This window comes from Streptosporangium sp. NPDC000563 (genome assembly GCF_040299985.1).
Classification (GTDB): Bacteria; Actinomycetota; Actinomycetes; order Streptosporangiales; family Streptosporangiaceae; genus Streptosporangium.
This window is the reverse complement of record NZ_JBEPDA010000003.1, coordinates 85167-100908: the sequence shown is the minus strand read 5'-3', so window position 1 is coordinate 100908 and position 15742 is coordinate 85167. Positions and strand designations below refer to the sequence as shown.

Below are 15742 nucleotides of genomic sequence, written 5' to 3'. Positions count from 1 at the left end.
AAGTGCACCGACCCCCCGCCACCCCGGCGGCACGTGGCCGAAAGCGCAAGCTGGGCCTGACCTCCGTACTGCTCGTCGGCGCGCTGGCCCTCGCGGCCTGCGGCCAGAGCGGTTCGGGCGGCTCCGGCGCCTCCGGTGGCTCCGACCTCCGCAAGCAGACACTGATCATCGCGGAGAACGAGCCGCCGGCCACCTTCGACCCTGTCCAGGCCGACAACTCGACCGTCGACGAGGTGTCCATCCCCGCCTACGACACCCTGGTCAAGTACGGCAAGGGCGGCGTGCTCGACCCCGCCGTGGCCACCGAGTGGACGTTCTCCAAGGACGGCAAGACCCTCGACCTGACGCTCCGCGACGACGTGACCTTCCACGACGGCACCAAGCTCACCGCCGCCGACGTGAAGTACACGATGGACCGGATCACCAAACTCCAGATGGGCGTCGCGTCGCTGCTGACCGCCTACGACTCCGCCGAGGTCGTCGACGACACCCATCTGACGATCACGTTGAAGCAGGCCTACGCGCCGTTCCTGGGCGCGCTGTCGCGGGTCTACCTGCTCAACTCCAAGCTGGTGCAGGCCAACGCCGGCTCCGACGACGGCCGCCAGTGGCTGGCGGCCAACGGCGCGGGGTCCGGGCCGTACAAGCTGGTCGGTTACACCCCCAACCAGGAGGCCAAGTTCACCCGGCACGACGGCTACTGGGGTGGCTTCACCAACCAGGCCAAGGACGTGGTGATCCGCTACCTGCCGCAGGCCGCGACCCAGAAGACGGCGCTGAGCAACGGTGACGTGGACATCGCGATGGACATCGACCCCAACGACTGGGCCGGTCTCGAAAGCGCCGGCTACGTGGTGGACAAGGCCGACACCAACGTGCAGCTCTACACCTTCTTCAAGATGAAGGACTCGCCGACGGCCGACAAGGCGCTGCGCGAGGCGATCACCTACGCCTACGACTACGACCAGCACCAGTCGGCCATCCTCAAGGGCGCGGGCAAGAAGGCCGTCGGAGTGCTGGCGGGCACCATGGCCTGCGCCGACCCCACGGTCGCGCAGGCGGGCTACGACCTGGAGAAGGCCAAGAGCATCCTGGACGCCGCGGGCCTGAAGAACGTCACGCTCACGATGAGCTACCTCAAGGCCACCGCCGAGATGGAACAGGCGGCCACGCTGCTGCAGTCCGACCTCGCCAAGATCGGGGTGAAGGTCGAACTGTCGGCGGTCACCTACCCGCAGTACGTCGAGATGCTCAAGAGCAACGAGACCACGCCCGACCTCGGCATGATCTACGGCTTCCCGCCCTATCCGGACCCCGACTCCGTGCTGCACCTGCAGTTCAACTCGAAGTTCATCAACAACGGGCAGAACAGCGGCGGCTACGACAACCCCAAGGTCGACAAGCTGGTCGAGGACGCTCAGAAGCTGACGGACACCGAGGCCCGCTGTGCTCTCTACAAGGAGGCCCAGCAGACCATCGCGGCCGATCACCCCTCGGTCAACATGTCCAACCCGCAGTACGTGACGGTTCACCGCGAAGGGCTCACCGGCTACGCCTATGACCCCGCGCACCACCAGACCGTGGACGTCTACCAGGTGCAGGTCGGCTGACCCGCCGGGCTCGGCGCGGAACCTTCGCGCCGAGCCCGCCCATCATCGGAGATCACCACTGAGGGAAGGTACCCCATGGCTCGTTTCCTGCTACGGCGACTCGTGACCAGCGTCGTCGTTCTGGCAGGCCTGGCCGTCGTCACCTTTCTGATGACCCAGGTACTGCCCGGCGACCCGGCCAGGACCGCCGCGGGGCGTAACGCGACCGCCGAACAGGTGGCACGGGTACGGATCGAGCTCGGCCTCGACCAGCCGCTGTGGCATCAGTTCACGGGGTATCTGGACCGGCTGCTCCACGGCGACCTGGGCATCTCGGTGTTCACCCAGCGGCCGGTGCTCGACGACATCTCGGCCATGCTGCCCTCCTCGGTGGAACTCGTGCTCGCCGCGATGGCGATCAACGTCGTGGTGGCGGTACCGCTGGGCGTGTACGCCGCCTACCGCCGAGGCGGGTCGGCCGACATCGCGGCCCGGCTCATCGCCCTGCTGGGCGCGGCGGTCCCGGTCTTCTGGCTGGGACTCATGCTTCAGCTCGTCTTCGCCGCGGAACTCAGGCTGCTGCCGCTGACCGGCCAGCTCGCCTTCGGCCAGGACGTGCCGAGGATCACCGGGATGACCTCGCTGGACGCGCTGCTCGGCGGGAACCTGGCCGCCTTCGGCGACGCCCTGCGACACCTGATACTCCCCGCCCTCACCCTGGCCGCCTCGTTCGTCGCGGTGGTGGCCCGCACGGTGCGCTCCTCGATGATCACCACGCTGGACTCCGACTACATCACGCTGGCCAGGGCGACCGGCGCCTCGGAGTTCCGCGTGGTGGTACGGCACGGCCTGCGCAACGCCATGGTCCCGGCCAGCACGATTCTCGGCATGCAACTCGGCTGGATGCTCGGTTCCACGGTCCTGGTGGAATCCATCTTCGGCAGGACGGGCATCGGCGCCCACGCGGTCGCCGCCGTCCTGCAGAGCGACCTCTACACCGTGATCGGCACGGTTCTCGTGATCGGAGTGGTCTTCGTGGTGGCGAACATCGCCGTGGACCTGGTCCAGCTCTGGCTCAACCCACGGCTGCGCAGGACGAAGCGCCGCACGGGCGAGCCGGCCGTACCCGCTCTCGCGGAGGTGAACGCGTGAGCGCCGCCACGGCGCGCGCCGGCACGCGCCGCCGCAGCCTGCCCCGCGTCCCGATCGTCGAGCGCGCCGCGGTGACGGTGGCCGTGGTGATGGTGGTCCTCGCCGTCATCGGGCCGTTGATCGCGCCGCACGACCCCTACGCGGTCGACCTGTCCAAGGCTCTGCTGCCCCCCTCGGGCGACCACTGGTTCGGCACCGACGCCAGCGGCCGTGACGTGCTCAGCCGGGTGCTGTCCGGCGCGCGGGTCACCCTGCCCGCCACGATGATCGTGATCGTCGCCGCGGCGCTGATCGGGACCGTGATCGGTACGGTCGCGGCCCTCGGCGGTAAGGTCGTCGACGAGGTGCTGATGCGAATCACCGACATCGGCCTCTCGCTCCCGTCGATCATCCTGGCCCTCGGCCTGGCCGCCGCGCTCGGCTCCGGCCTGCAGTCCGCGGTGATCGCCCTCTCCCTCACCTGGTGGCCCGGCTACGCGCGGCTGGTGCGCACGCTGGTCCGCGACGTCAAGGACGCCGAGTACGTCGACGCGGCCAGGATGCTCGGGGTCTCCAGAACCCGTCTCGTCTTCCGGCACATCCTGCCCAACGCGCTGAACACCCTGTACGTGCAGACCACGCTGGACGTCGCCGCGGTGATGCTGGTCATCTCCGGCCTGTCCTTCGTCGGCGTCGGCGCGCAGGTGCCGTCCGCCGAATGGGGCGCGATGATCGCCGCGGCGGCCAACAACCTCACCAACGGCTGGTGGGCGGTGGCCTTCCCCGGCCTCGCCATCATGCTGACCGCGATCTCCTTCAACCTGCTGGGCGACTGGTTGCGGGTGCGCAACGACCCGACGATCCGCGAGGGGGCCGGCCGATGAAGGACACACCACTGCTCGCCGTACGAGATCTGCGGGCGAGTTTTCCCGGGCCCGAGGGGCCGGTGGAGGTCGTGCACGGCGTCGACCTGGAACTGGCCCGCGGCGAGAAGGTCGCGCTGGTCGGCGAGTCGGGCTCCGGCAAGTCGGTCACCGCGCGAGCCGTGCTGCGACTGGACGCCGAGGCCACGCTGACCGGGCGGATCGAGCTGGACGGCACCGACCTGCTGGCGCTGCCGCCGCGCCGGATGCGGCAGATCCGCGGTTCGGGGGTCGGCCTGGTCTTCCAGGACCCGCTCGCCTCGCTCAACCCGGTGATGACGATCGGCTGGCAGATCACGCAGCCGCTGGTCATCCGAGGGGTGTCCAAGAAGGTCGCCAGGCGGCGCGGTGTCGAGCTGCTCTCCCGGCTGGGTGTGCGCGACGCCGAGCAGCGCTTCGACGACTACCCTCACCAGTTCTCCGGCGGGATGCGGCAGCGGGTGGTGATCGCCATCGCGATCATCGCGGAACCCGCGCTGCTCATCGCCGACGAGCCGACCACCGCACTCGACGTGCGGGTCCAGGCACAGGTGCTGCGGTTGCTGCACGAGCTGGCCGACGAGCGGGACATGGCGGTGCTGCTGATCACCCACGATCTGGGGATCGTGGCCGGGTTCGCCGAACGGGTGGTGGTGATGCGCCACGGCCTGGCGGTGGAGAGCGGCCCGGTCGAGGAGATCTACGCGGCGCCCCGGCACCCCTACACCAGGGCGCTGCTCGCAGCCGTGCCCAGGATCGGGGGAGACCTGTCCAGGCCGCTGGCCACCATCGGCTCCGCGGTGGAGACGGCCGAGGAGGGAACGGTGAGCCCGTCGTGAGCGAGCCCCTGCTGCGGGTGCGAAACCTGGTCAAGACGTTCGAGGGCAGGCGGGTGCTGGACGACGTCTCCTTCGACATGATGCCGGGCGAGGTGCTCGGCCTGGTGGGGGAGTCGGGCTCAGGAAAGTCCACCACCGCGCGGTGCGTGGCGCGGCTCACCCAACCCGACTCCGGCCGGGTGGAACTCGGCGGACGCGACGTGCTGGCGGCCGGACGCCGGGAACTGCGCTCCCTGCGCCGCGAGATGCAGATGGTGTTCCAGGACCCGTACTCGTCGCTGAACCCCCGGATGACCGTGGCCGAGCTGCTTGAGGAGCCACTCGCCGTGCACGGCCTCGAACCGGACCGGCGCCGGCGCAGGGAGCGCGCGGCGGCTTTGCTGGAGACGGTGAGCATGTCCGCCGAGCACCTGGACCGCTACCCCAGGTCGTTCTCCGGAGGCCAGCGCCAGCGCATCGCCATCGCGAGAGCCCTCGCGGTCGAGCCCCGGCTGCTCATCTGCGACGAGCCGATCTCCTCCCTGGACGTCTCGGTCCAGGCCCAGGTGCTCAACCTGCTCCGGGACCTGCGGCTGCGGCTGAACCTGTCGATCCTGTTCATCGCGCACGATCTGGCGGTCGTCTACTACCTCTGCGACCGGATAGCGGTCCTGGAGCAGGGACGGCTCGCCGAGATCGGCACCCGGGAGCAGGTGTACGAGGCGCCGGAGCACCCCTACACCCGGTCGCTGCTGGCGGCCGTCCCGATCCCCGACCCCGCCGCCGAGCGTGCCCGCCGCGCGGCCGAACCCCAGTACTGAAGGAGGACCCGTGGAGAATCTGCGGATGTTCGTCAACGGCCAGGCGATGTCGGGCGGCAGCCTGAACACCGCGCTGAGCGGCGCGGTGTTCGTCGGACCCGTCGAGACCGCACCCCGTTACCGGTTCTACTCGGTGCGCGACGAGTTTCCCGGCCTGTACCCGGTGACCTCCGACGGGCACGTCGTCCCCGGCGAGCTGTACGAGGTGAGCTACCGGATCCTGCGCGAGCACCTGCTGCCGAACGAGCCCGAGGAGCTGGAGCTGAGCGTGATCGAGCTCTCCGACGGCAGCGGATCGCTCTCCATGCGGATGCGCGACGAGTCGCTGACCCTGCCGGGGGTCACCGACATCAGTACGGCCGGCGGCTGGCGCGCCTATCTCGCGTCCGGCCGGACGCAGGGCGCGACCGGATGAGAGACGCCGAGCTGGTCGTGCGGGGCGGCACGGTGGTCGAGGCGGGCTGGTCCGCCCCCGCCGACGTGTTCGTGGCGGGCGGCGTCGTCGTCGCCCTGGCCGAGCCGGGCACACCCGCGCCGGGCGGTGCGGCCGAGGTCGACGCGACCGGGCGGCTGGTCATGCCGGGCGGGGTGGACCCGCACTGCCACGTCGGCTTCACCTCCGGCGACTTCACCTCGCTCGACGACTACACCGCGTGCACGACGGCCGCGGTGTTCGGCGGCACCACCACGATCGTGGACTTCGCCATCCCACGGCCCGGCCAGGCACCCGCCGACGCGGCGTACGCCCAGCGGGCCAAGGCCGATCGGGGCCTGTGCGACAGCGCCCTGCACGCCTGCGTCGTGGAGTGGGACGAGAGCGTGCCCGACCAACTCGGCGCGCTGGTCGCGGACGGCATGCCCACGGTGAAGATGTTCACCACCTACCGCGGCGAGACCATGGCGGGCGAGGACACCGTCCTGCGGACCATGAGGACGCTGCGCGACCTGGACGGCATGGTGGTGATCCACTGCGAGGCCAACCACATCATCGAGGACACCCAGGAGCGGTGCGCGGCGAGCGGCAGGATCGGCGCCGAGCACATGGCCGCGACCCGTCCGGAACTGGCCGAGACCGCCTCGGTGGCCGAGGTGCTGGCCATCGCCGAGTCGCTGTCGGCACCGGTCTACTTCGTGCACCAGTCCACCGCCGAGGCGGTCGAGCTGGTGGCGGCGGCCAGGCGGCGCGGCGTGCCGGCGTTCACCGAGTCGGTCGCCCACCACCTGGTGCTGGACGACGGCAACTATGACGGCCCCGCCCCCGAGCGGTTCGTCTGCTGCCCGCCGCTCCGCTCCCGCCAGGCGGTCGACGCGCTGGGACGCCACCTGTTCACCGGGGAGATCACCACGATCGGCAGCGACCACTGCTGCTACGACGTGGCGCAGAAGGAGTCGCGGCGCACCGACGTGCGGGCCATGCCCAACGGCCTGCCCGGGGTGGAGACCCGGCTACCGGTGATCTTCTCCGAGTACGTCGCCGGGGCCGGGCTGCCCGCCACCCGGTTCGTCGAGCTGACCGCCGCCAATCCGGCCAGGACCAACGGCCTGTATCCGCGCAAGGGCACGCTGATGCCGGGCTCGGACGCCGACATCGCGATCTGGGATCCGGCCGCCCGATGGCGGGTGAGCGCCGGCGACCTGCACATGGCGACGGACTACACGCCGTACGAGGGCATGACCCTCACCGGCAGGCCGCGGACCGTCCTGGTCGGCGGCCGGGTGGTGGTCCACGACGGCATCCTGGTCGACCCCGTCCCCCGAGGCCGGCACCTGTCCGCGGGGCCGATCTCGCTCACCCCCGCACTGGGACGCGCGACCCCGTGACGACGTCGAAAGCCCGGCGCAGGCCGGTCCCGCCGGCTCGCCGGTCTCGTCCGCCTGCGTGACCGGGGCTTTGACGTACCCGCCGCCGGTAGGGGTTCTCCGATGACGACGCCGAAGAGACCACCCGGTGCACAGGGGCCACCTCACGACCGTTCCCAAGCCGGGTCCCTTTCAGGTGCCGGGCGGTCTTTCCGAGATTCGCGTAGCCGGAACGCCCACGGATCGTAAAACAGGAAGTCAGCGGGAAGGCGGGTTTTTGATGCCTTTTGCTGGAAGATGGTTTTATGGCGGAAGAGTGGGACGTCAAGGATGATATCCGCGGAAATGTTGACCTTGCCTGGTGAGAACCAAATATTCGAGGTCATCGACTGTCCCGGCGTACGCTGCTAATGTTTCGCTCGGTCGACGGATTAGCGCGACCGACGATTTATAACTAATGGCGTAATTCGCCTTACATCCGGCACCGCGCAGCGCCGAGTGGGCGGACCTCGCCAAGGTCGGTGGGGCGGCATGACCTTCACCGGGGTGACCCCTCCGCTCCCCGAAGGGAGCGGCTTCTCGCTTCCCTCGGTCGAGGTAGGCGACGGCGAAACCCTGACCGTTTCAAACACGGGAACGGTGACGGGGAAGTGATTCACCTGCCAGGTGAACCTGGCAGTCCCCTCGCTAGGAACAATGGAGTGGTGCCATGACGGATGTGACGGTCGTCGGGACCGGCGTGACCGGCTCCGCGATCGTACGGGCCTGCGTCGACTCCGGCCTGGAGGTCTCGGTCTGGAACCGTACGCCGGAACACTCGGCGAGACTCGCGGGAAGGGACGTCCACCTCCACGCGACGGTGGCCGAGGCGATCGAGACCTCCCCGATCGTGCTGCTGTGTCTTCTCAACTACGAGATCACCCACGCGGTCCTCGACGAGGCCGGGGCCGACCTCTCCGGGAAGCTCGTCGTCCAGAGCGCCGGAGGTGTTCCCGACGACGTCGCCCCCCTGCGCGAGCGGGTGGAGGCCGCCGGAGGCAGATATCTGGAGGCCGCGATCCTCAACTACCCGGACGCCATCGGCACCGAAGACTGCTTCACCGTCTACAGCGGGGCGGCCGAGGACTTCAAGAAACTGGCGGGCGTGACCGAGGCGCTGTCCGGCAAGCAGGTGCGCCTGGGCGCCGACCCCGTCTACGCCAAGGCGTACCACGTCGTCTCCAGCGCCTTCCACTACGCGTTCCTCAGCGGTTTCCTCGAATGCTCGGCCATCGCGGAGAGCATCGGCGTCCCCCTCCACGAATTCGCGGAGTCCGTGCCGCTCTACGACCCCGCTTTCCGGAACACGATCTGCGTCGGACTCGGCCTCATCGCGCGCCGCGACTACACCTTCGAGCAGGCCCCGCTCACCTCGCACCTGGACGTCCTCAACAACCTGGCGGGCATCGCGGAGCGGGCGGGGATCGACCAGTCCTACCTCGCGGTGATGCGCGAACGCGTGCTGAGGGCGATGGAGCAGGGCTACCGGCGCGAGCACGTGGCGGTGCTGACCGAACAGTTCCGTAGCCGCCGAGCGGCCGTCCATAACCGCTAAGGGGAAGCATGCACGGGTTCGAACCGGTTGACGGCAGGGCGAGACGTGGTTTCCCGAGGCCGGGCGCTCCCGGCCCCGGCCTTCCCGACCCGGCCGTCCCCGGTCCTGGAATCCCGGGTCCCGGAAGTCCTGCTCCCGGAGGTCCCGGTCCCGGAAGTCCTGCTCCCGGAGGTCCCGGTCCTGGAATCCCCGATCCCGGAGGCCTGGGTCCCGGAATCCCCGGTCCCGGCCCGGGCCTTCCCGGCCCCGGTCCAGCGGGCCCGGATCCCGGCCCTCGAAGGCCAGGTCGTCCCCGTCCGGGAGCTCCTGATCCCAGCGCTCCCGACCTCGGTGTTCCGGGCTCCGGAGCCTCGGGTTCCGTTGCCCTCGGACCCGACCTCGACGTCCCGGGTTCCGGGACGTCGGATTCCGATGTCCTCGGACCCGATCTCGGTATCCCACGTTCGGGTGTCCCCGAATCAGGCGTCCCCGAGTGGGACATGCTCGAAAAGACCCTCCCGGCGAGCTCCCGCCTGTGGTTGCGCAGGCAGTGCCCGCTCGCCGAGCCTCGCCTGCGCCTCGTCTGTTTTCCCCACGCCGGAGGTGCCCCGACCGCCTACCAGGGGTGGCAGGACCTGTTGCCCACCGACATCGAGCTCTCCGCCGTGTGTTACCCCGGCAGGCAGAATCGCGTCGGCGAGCGACCGATCGACCGCATGGAACCTCTCGCCGACCAGGTGTGCCGGGCGCTGCTCCCTCTCGCGGATCGGCCGCTCGCCCTGTTCGGGCACGGTATGGGCGCCGTGGTCGCGTACGAGGTCGCGGTCAGGCTCGCCGGACAGTACCGGATCTCCCCGGTGGCGCTGCTGGTGTCGGCGCACGCGGCGCCGCACCTGTGCGCGGACGACGCGCGAAGGATCCCCGTGGGTGACCGTCAGCTCGCCCAGCGGGCCGCCGCCGCGGACCCGACGCTCCTGCGCTTTCCTGAGCTGATGGACCTGGCGATGATCGCGTTGCGGGCCGACCACGACCTCCTGCACGCCTACCGGCCCGCGTCCACCCCGCCGGTCATCGTTCCGATCACCGGCTACCTGGGGACGGGAGACCCGCGCGTGAGTCACGGGGAGATGCGCGCCTGGAGCCGCGTCGCGGCCTCCGGGTTCGAGCTGCGTACCTTTCCCGGGGATCACCGCCATCCGGAGGACGGGGAGGCGGCACTCGTCACCGACATCGCGGAGCGCCTCGCCGGCGTCGGGGGCGCGAGCGGGACGCTCCCCGAGGACTCGCCCGCTCCTCCCCGGAACGTGTGAGGTTCCCGGCACACTTCGCGCCCTTCCGGACCTCGACCCTGAACGGAGGGGTGCGCGGCATCGTCACGGGTGGGGCGCATCCGACGCGGCCGACGTGATTCCACGTCCGCCGGTTACGCCGAAGCGCGTTCCCCCTGCGGCACGCCGCCTCAGGCACGTCACCCTGAAAATTGTCGGTGCCCGTTGTCAGAGTCGGCAGGGTCAGCGGCAACGTTCCAACCTCGTCCCCCGGAGGTGCACGATGGCACGGCGACGGACACCCGCCAGGACGGCGCGACGGCGGGCTTCCGGCGGGCGAAGATCACGCCGGGGCAAGGACGACGGCGGCCCGTTCCTGTGGGTGGTCGCGGCCATCGCCCTCGTCGTGGTCGGGGTGTGGCTCGTCGACGTCGTCATCGCCAACTGGCCGCTGGTGATCGGTGGCACGATCGCGCTGATCGTGGCTCTGGCCGGGGCACTCCTGCTGCGTCATCGGGTGGTCGAGGCCCGGGAGCGGGAATGGCTGGAGGTCAACGCGCGCCTCGAGATCGTCGACCGGATGACCGGTGACCGGTTCGAGGCTCTCGTCGAGGCTCTGTTGCGGCGAGAGGGCTTTCGCGGGGTACGCAGGGTCGGCGGCAGCGGTGACGGCGGTGTCGACGTCGTCGCGACCGCGCCCGGCGGCGACCGCTTCGTCATCCAGTGCAAGCGCTGGGGCACCTCGGTCGGTTCACCCCAGATCCGTGACCTCCTCGGCGCGCTTCACGCCTACCCCGGTCATCGCGGTGTGCTCGTCACCTCCGCGACGTTCACGGCTCCTGCCAGGGAGTACGCGGCGGGCACCGACCTGACGCTGATCGACCGCGCGCTGCTCGCCGCCTGGTTCACCGGGTCCTTCACCCTCGCCCCGCCCGAGCGCCGCGCATTCGGCCGTTCCCCGCGGATTTTTCGGTCACTGTCAGACCGGTGAATCGCACTAGATTGCCGTCATGGGTGGTGGCACGTGGGCGGTGGAGGCGATCGCGAAGCTGGACGGCGAGAGGGAACGGACCCTTCCCACACCGCTGCGCCGGTTCCCGCTGCCCGTCGGATGGGAGGTGCGGCTGTGGCTGAAGGACGAGTCCGCGCAGCCGACGGGCAACCTCAAGCACCGGCTGGCGCGGGCGCTCTTCGCTCGGGCGATCACCGCGGGCCTGGTCACGGAGGGCACCACCGTGGTGGAGGCCACCGGTGGCGCGATGGCCGTCGCGCAGGCGTACTTCGCCCGGCTGCTCGGCCTGCCGTATGTCGCCGTCATGCCGAAGAGGTCGTCCGGGGAGGGGGTCGAAAGGCTGGGCGGGAGATGCCTGCACGTCGATCCGCCCCTCGCGATCTACGCGGAGGCCGCGAAGCTGGCCGAGCGGGTGGGCGGCCACTACCTGGACCACTACACCTCGGCGGCGGACGTCGACTGGCGCGGAGGGAGCCTGGCCGAGGAGCTGTTCGGGCAGTTGGAGGAGTGCCCGCGCTGGGTCGTGGTCGGCGCGGGCACCGGCGCCACCTCCGCGGCCGTCGGCCGCCACCTGCGCACCCATGACCTGCCGGGACGGCTGGCCGTGGTCGATCCTGAGAACTCCGCCTACTTCCCCGGCTGGGCGAGCGGCGCCGCCGACTACGGCACGGGCATGCCCTCCCGGATCGAGGGGATCGGCCGGCCACGCCTGGAGCCGGGGTTCGTCCCCGACCTCGTCGACCTGGTCGTTCCCGTACCGGACGCCGCGAGTGTGGCCGCGGCCCGCCGCGTCCGCAGGGACATCGGATCCCCGGTCGGCCCCGCCACCGGAACGAACCTGTGGGGTGCGCTGGAGATGGTCACACGCATGCGCGCCCAGGGTGTCGGAGGTGACGTGGTGACCGTGCTCGGCGACGCCGATCCGCGCCATCTGCGAACGTGCCACGACGACACCTGGGCCGCGGACAGGGGGCTGGACTGGCGGCCGTACGCGGAGAGGCTGGAACGACTGCTCGACCACGGCGGGCCCTGGCGGCCGGATTCCACACCGGAGGCGACCCCGAAGTGATCAGGCCGGGCGGCGCTGGGATGGTGGAGCCGGGCGGCGCCGAGGTCGTCAGGCCAGGGCGCGGGGTGGTCAAGCCGTGATGCCGAGGTCGTCAGGCCGGGCGGCGCCGAGGTCGTCAGCTCAGGGCGCCGGGGGTCGCCAGGCCGGACGGTGCCGAGGAGGCGGGCGTGTTCGGGGTTCCGGGGATCACCGCTCCAGGAGTTCGACCGTGCCGCGCTCGCCGTCGACCCTGATCCGATCGCCGTCGCGCAGACGCATGGTCGCATTGCCGGTGCCGACCACGGCCGGGATGCCGAGCTCGCGGGCGACGATCGAGGCGTGTGACAGCGGAGCACCCATGTCGGTTACCACGGCGGCGGCGCGGGGGAACATCGGGGTCCAGCCGATGTTGGTCAGCGTCGTCACGAGGATCTCGCCGGGCGCGAGCCTGCCGCCGTCTTCGGGACCGGCGATGACGCGGGCCACGCCCTCGACGACGCCCGGCGCCCCGGGGAAGCCGGTCACGGTGTCGCTCACCGGGGTGTCACCGCCCCTGGCGTCGAAGATGTCGCCGCGCCGGCCGGGATCGGCGGCCCAGCGTTCCGGATCGAAACGGCCGATGATCAGCGTGGGGTAGGCGGGCAGGGCCGCGTACCGTTCGTACGTCGCCCGCCGGACCGCCACCTTCGCGGTCGGGGTGTCGTCGCCGCGCAGGACGGCGAGGATCTCCTGGATCGACAGGAAGAACAGGTCGTCGCCGTGGCAGGTGAGCTCACCGGCACGCAGGACGAAGGCACGCAACGCCCAGAAGGCGCGGATCACCTCCGAGCGGGCCGATTCCCGGTCACGGACGATCGCGTTCCACCGCGCCACCCGCAGGCGCGTTTTCGCGACCTCGCGGGGGTGGCGCTCCCCGAAACGCCTCCAGGCCGCCTCACGCGCCTCCCGCTGGTGGTCGAGCAGCGTACCGGCGTGCCCGTCGCTCTCGGAGATGGCCGCGAGCTGCGCGTCGATCCACCGCGGGTCCTCGCCGGGCCGGGGGATGGAGACCTCGAACTCGTGCGCGCCCCGGTGCCCGTAGAGGCGGGCGAAGGTCTCCCTGTCGATCTCCCGCGCGGCCAGCCTCTCCAGGCCGACGATCGTCCCGAGACTGGCGAGCTCCCCGTCGGCGTTGGCGCCGGTGAGCATGGCCTCGGCGTCGATCTCACCCACCAGCGCGCGCAGTCTGTCGCGGGTCATGACCAGGGCGGCGCCGCCCTGCCGCCCGGAGGCCTCCAGGATCTGGCAGGCCTCGACGAAGTACGGAAGCAGCTCCCTCTCCCACAGCCCGGCCAGCTCGCCGGTCGTCGCGGCGGCGGCGATCCGCTCGCGCAGCGCCTCGCAGCGCCGTCGCGCCGTGGCGAGGAAACCGGGCATCCTCCTGGTGTTGACCGCGACCCGCCTGCGCAGGGTGAAGGCGAGCGGCAGCACGCTTCTGATGATCCGCAGGCGCGAGGCGGGCAGCAACGGTACGTCCAGGTCGCGCGGGAGCCTGCCGAAGACCTGCTCGATCGCGCCGAGCCTTCTCCGCATGCCCAGGGCGTGCGCCACCGAGAACGCGACGCTCAGGTTCATGTAGAAGCGTCCGCCGATGTTGCCGACCACGTCGAAGCCGGGCACCTTCGACGTCGACATCGCCTCCCCGATGAAGATCTGGACGAGTGACCAGGTGCACGGCGTCATCACGTCGGGGATGGCCTCGCCGAGGTTGGCGCCGGTCCACAGGTAGTCGCCGGTCAGGCTGTCGTTCCACTCCTCGACGGGCTGCCTGAGCCGGGTGATCGGGCGGGCCTGCACGACGAGGAACGTTTCCTCGCGCCTCACCCACTCCACGTCCATGGGCGTCCCGTACAACTCCTCGATCCGCGTCGCGAGCCGCGCGAGCCGGGTGACCTCGGCGTGGGCGAGCACGGGCCGGTGGCGCAGGTTCTCGGGTACGGCCTCCTCGCGGGTGCCGCCGGGGGTGCGGACCGTCATCACGGTCTTGTCGCCGACGCGCTCCTCGACGATCTCGCCGCGCTCCTTGGAGACGACGACGGTGTCGGGGGTCACCTGCCCCCCGACGACGGCCTCGCCCAGTCCCCACGAGGCGTTGATCACGACCTGGTCCCGCGCGCCGGTGACCGGGTTCGCGGTGAACAGGATGCCCGCCGCGTCGGCGGCCACCAGTTCCTGGACCACCACCGCCAGCGCCACGTCGTCCTGGGGTACGCCGTTCGAGGCCCGGTAGGCGATGGCGCGCGCCGTCCACAGCGAGGCCCAGCAGCGTCGGACCGCGTCCAGCAGGCCGTCGCCCCGGACGTTGAGGTAGGTGTCCTGCTGCCCGGCGAACGACATGTCGGGCAGGTCCTCCGCGGTGGCCGACGAGCGTACGGCGACCGGCACGTCCGCGCCGAGCCTCGCGTGGGCCGCGTGGATCTCGGCGGCGGTCTCCGCCGGGATCTCCCGCTCGGCGAACAGCGCCGCGATCCGCCGCGACGCCTGTTCGGGGGGCATGCCCGAGACGGCCTCCATGATCTGGTCGTTCAGCCCGTCGCGGGAGACGAAGTCGCGGTAGGCGTCCGTGGTGACGTGGAAGCCGTCGGGAACCGGGAGTCCCGCGCGGGCCATCCGGGCCAGCGAGGCTCCCTTGCCGCCCGCCAGCGCGAGATCGGCCGTTTCGCTGTCAAGGGGGGGGTCTTCACCGCGCGTTCTCCTTGTTTTCCTCGTGCTCCTCGAACTGGTCGGTCTCCTCGAAGCCGAGGGAGACGCGAAGTTTCCGCCGCGCGACCTCCAGGGCGGCGTCGACGTACTCCAGGGTGGCTCGCGTCACCGCCTGGGTGACGGCGGCGGCGGGATCGGTGGCGGTGGGGGAGAGGGTGACGGTGGCGGGGACGGTGGCCTCCATCGCGTTGCCGCCGGCATCGGCGACCAGCTCCGCCAGCCGCTCGTCGGACGGCCGGTACCCGGCGGGCATCATCGGCGAGACGGTCAGGAACCCGTACAGGACGGAGACGAACGTGGTCACGTGTTCGGCGGGCGACAGGTCGCTCCGTAGCGCGCCGTGTTTCAGCAGCGTGCCGAGGTAGGTCTGAAAACCGCCGCCCAGTTCCGCCTCGGCCGTGCCGTCCCACTTCTGGCGGGTGAGTCTGCCCAGCACCTCCGAGTCGCCCAGGATGCTCGCGCGCATCAGGGGCCTGCCGAGGAGTTCCAGGACGAGCAGCCTGAGCAGGTCGCGAAGCGTGGCCGGGCCGTCTGCGACATGCCGTCGCACCTCGGTGACCATCTCGACCCGCTCACGGCGCAGCAGTGCGACGAACAGCTCCTCGCGCGTCTTCCAGTGCAGGTAGATCGTGCCCTTGGCGACCCCGGCCCGCTTGGCGATGTCCTCGACGGTGGTCTTGTCGTACCCCCAGCGCAGGACGAGGTCGGCGGTGGCGTCCAGGATGCGGTGCGCCCGCGCGAGCCGCTGGGAGGCGTCCTGCGGAGGTCGCCCCACCCTTCTGGTCTCCGGTTTCATGGCCCCCGTCATTTCCTGAAAGTTTGACCACATATCTGTATCCGGTCATTTAATTGATACCACGCCGCCAGGCGGGGGAGGAAGGCGGTGGGGGGCTCGGTAAGGACGGGGCCGAGCAAGGAGGAAGGCGGTGGCAGATTGTCGGGCAGGCAGTGAGAAGCGGTGACCGGTTGTCGGGCAGCGACACCTGCGTCAATGGCGGGGACGGTTTCCACGCGCTGTCGGGAAGCGACAGCCGGTCA

At 70.6% G+C, this 15742-nt stretch carries 13 protein-coding genes; 11 read left to right on the top strand and 2 right to left on the bottom strand.

The window, feature by feature from the left end; genetic code table 11:
• Positions 1-2 precede the first annotated feature (2 nt).
• From ABT352_RS11170 to ABT352_RS11120, 11 genes are all read left to right on the top strand, one after another.
• Positions 3-1610 (top strand): ABC transporter substrate-binding protein, encoded by a 1608-nt coding sequence (locus tag ABT352_RS11170; RefSeq protein ID WP_350944382.1) that lies wholly within the window; start codon positions 3-5, stop codon positions 1608-1610.
• Positions 1611-1685: 75 nt separating this feature from the next.
• The gene (locus ABT352_RS11165; protein WP_350944381.1) at positions 1686-2741 is read left to right on the top strand and encodes an ABC transporter permease; all 1056 of its coding nucleotides are present in this window, start codon (positions 1686-1688) and stop codon (positions 2739-2741) included.
• Positions 2738-3604: an ABC transporter permease gene (locus ABT352_RS11160; protein WP_350944379.1), complete on the top strand. Its 867-nt coding sequence runs from the start codon at positions 2738-2740 to the stop codon at positions 3602-3604. Before ABT352_RS11165 ends, ABT352_RS11160 begins: the two co-directional genes overlap by 4 nt.
• Positions 3601-4461, top strand: a complete 861-nt coding sequence (locus tag ABT352_RS11155) for an ABC transporter ATP-binding protein (RefSeq protein WP_350944377.1) — start codon at positions 3601-3603, stop codon at positions 4459-4461. Before ABT352_RS11160 ends, ABT352_RS11155 begins: the two co-directional genes overlap by 4 nt.
• Entirely contained in the window at positions 4458-5261 is an 804-nt protein-coding gene (locus ABT352_RS11150; protein ID WP_350944376.1) for an ATP-binding cassette domain-containing protein, read from the top strand. Before ABT352_RS11155 ends, ABT352_RS11150 begins: the two co-directional genes overlap by 4 nt.
• Positions 5262-5271: 10 nt before the next feature.
• Positions 5272-5676 (top strand): allophanate hydrolase-related protein, encoded by a 405-nt coding sequence (locus ABT352_RS11145; RefSeq protein WP_350944374.1) that lies wholly within the window; start codon positions 5272-5274, stop codon positions 5674-5676.
• On the top strand, positions 5673-7082 hold the full coding sequence (hydA, locus tag ABT352_RS11140) for a dihydropyrimidinase (protein WP_350944373.1): 1410 nt from the start codon (positions 5673-5675) through the stop codon (positions 7080-7082). Before ABT352_RS11145 ends, hydA begins: the two co-directional genes overlap by 4 nt.
• 688 nt (positions 7083-7770) lie before the next feature.
• A complete protein-coding gene (locus tag ABT352_RS11135; protein WP_350944371.1) occupies positions 7771-8655 on the top strand; it encodes an NAD(P)-binding domain-containing protein in 885 nt (294 codons plus the stop codon).
• A gap of 479 nt (positions 8656-9134) precedes the next feature.
• Positions 9135-9944: a thioesterase II family protein gene (locus tag ABT352_RS11130; protein ID WP_350944369.1), complete on the top strand. Its 810-nt coding sequence runs from the start codon at positions 9135-9137 to the stop codon at positions 9942-9944.
• 241 nt (positions 9945-10185) lie between these two features.
• Positions 10186-10893 carry a restriction endonuclease gene (locus tag ABT352_RS11125; protein WP_350944367.1) on the top strand — a complete coding sequence of 236 codons (708 nt, stop codon included), beginning with the start codon at positions 10186-10188 and terminating at the stop codon, positions 10891-10893.
• A gap of 19 nt (positions 10894-10912) precedes the next feature.
• Positions 10913-11983 (top strand): PLP-dependent cysteine synthase family protein, encoded by a 1071-nt coding sequence (locus tag ABT352_RS11120; protein WP_350944366.1) that lies wholly within the window; start codon positions 10913-10915, stop codon positions 11981-11983.
• A gap of 186 nt (positions 11984-12169) precedes the next feature.
• On the opposite strand, the gene ABT352_RS11115 is transcribed toward ABT352_RS11120, so the two are convergent.
• Entirely contained in the window at positions 12170-14644 is a 2475-nt protein-coding gene (locus tag ABT352_RS11115; RefSeq protein ID WP_350944829.1) for a PEP/pyruvate-binding domain-containing protein, read from the bottom strand.
• A gap of 37 nt (positions 14645-14681) precedes the next feature.
• Entirely contained in the window at positions 14682-15500 is an 819-nt protein-coding gene (locus ABT352_RS11110; protein WP_350944365.1) for a TetR/AcrR family transcriptional regulator, read from the bottom strand.
• Positions 15501-15742: the final 242 nt, after the last annotated feature.

What these genes read in the sequence shown, in the direction of transcription:
- ABT352_RS11125 (WP_350944367.1), top strand. Translation starts at nt 10,186, where the DNA reads ATGGCACGGCGACGGACACCCGCCAGGACGGCGCGACGGCGGGCTTCC.
- hydA (WP_350944373.1), top strand. Translation starts at nt 5,673, where the DNA reads ATGAGAGACGCCGAGCTGGTCGTGCGGGGCGGCACGGTGGTCGAGGCG.
- ABT352_RS11120 (WP_350944366.1), top strand. Translation starts at nt 10,913, where the DNA reads ATGGGTGGTGGCACGTGGGCGGTGGAGGCGATCGCGAAGCTGGACGGC.
- ABT352_RS11165 (WP_350944381.1), top strand. Translation starts at nt 1,686, where the DNA reads ATGGCTCGTTTCCTGCTACGGCGACTCGTGACCAGCGTCGTCGTTCTG.
- ABT352_RS11155 (WP_350944377.1), top strand. Translation starts at nt 3,601, where the DNA reads ATGAAGGACACACCACTGCTCGCCGTACGAGATCTGCGGGCGAGTTTT.
- ABT352_RS11110 (WP_350944365.1), bottom strand. Translation starts at nt 15,500, where the DNA reads ATGAAACCGGAGACCAGAAGGGTGGGGCGACCTCCGCAGGACGCCTCC.
- ABT352_RS11130 (WP_350944369.1), top strand. Translation starts at nt 9,135, where the DNA reads ATGCTCGAAAAGACCCTCCCGGCGAGCTCCCGCCTGTGGTTGCGCAGG.
- ABT352_RS11135 (WP_350944371.1), top strand. Translation starts at nt 7,771, where the DNA reads ATGACGGATGTGACGGTCGTCGGGACCGGCGTGACCGGCTCCGCGATC.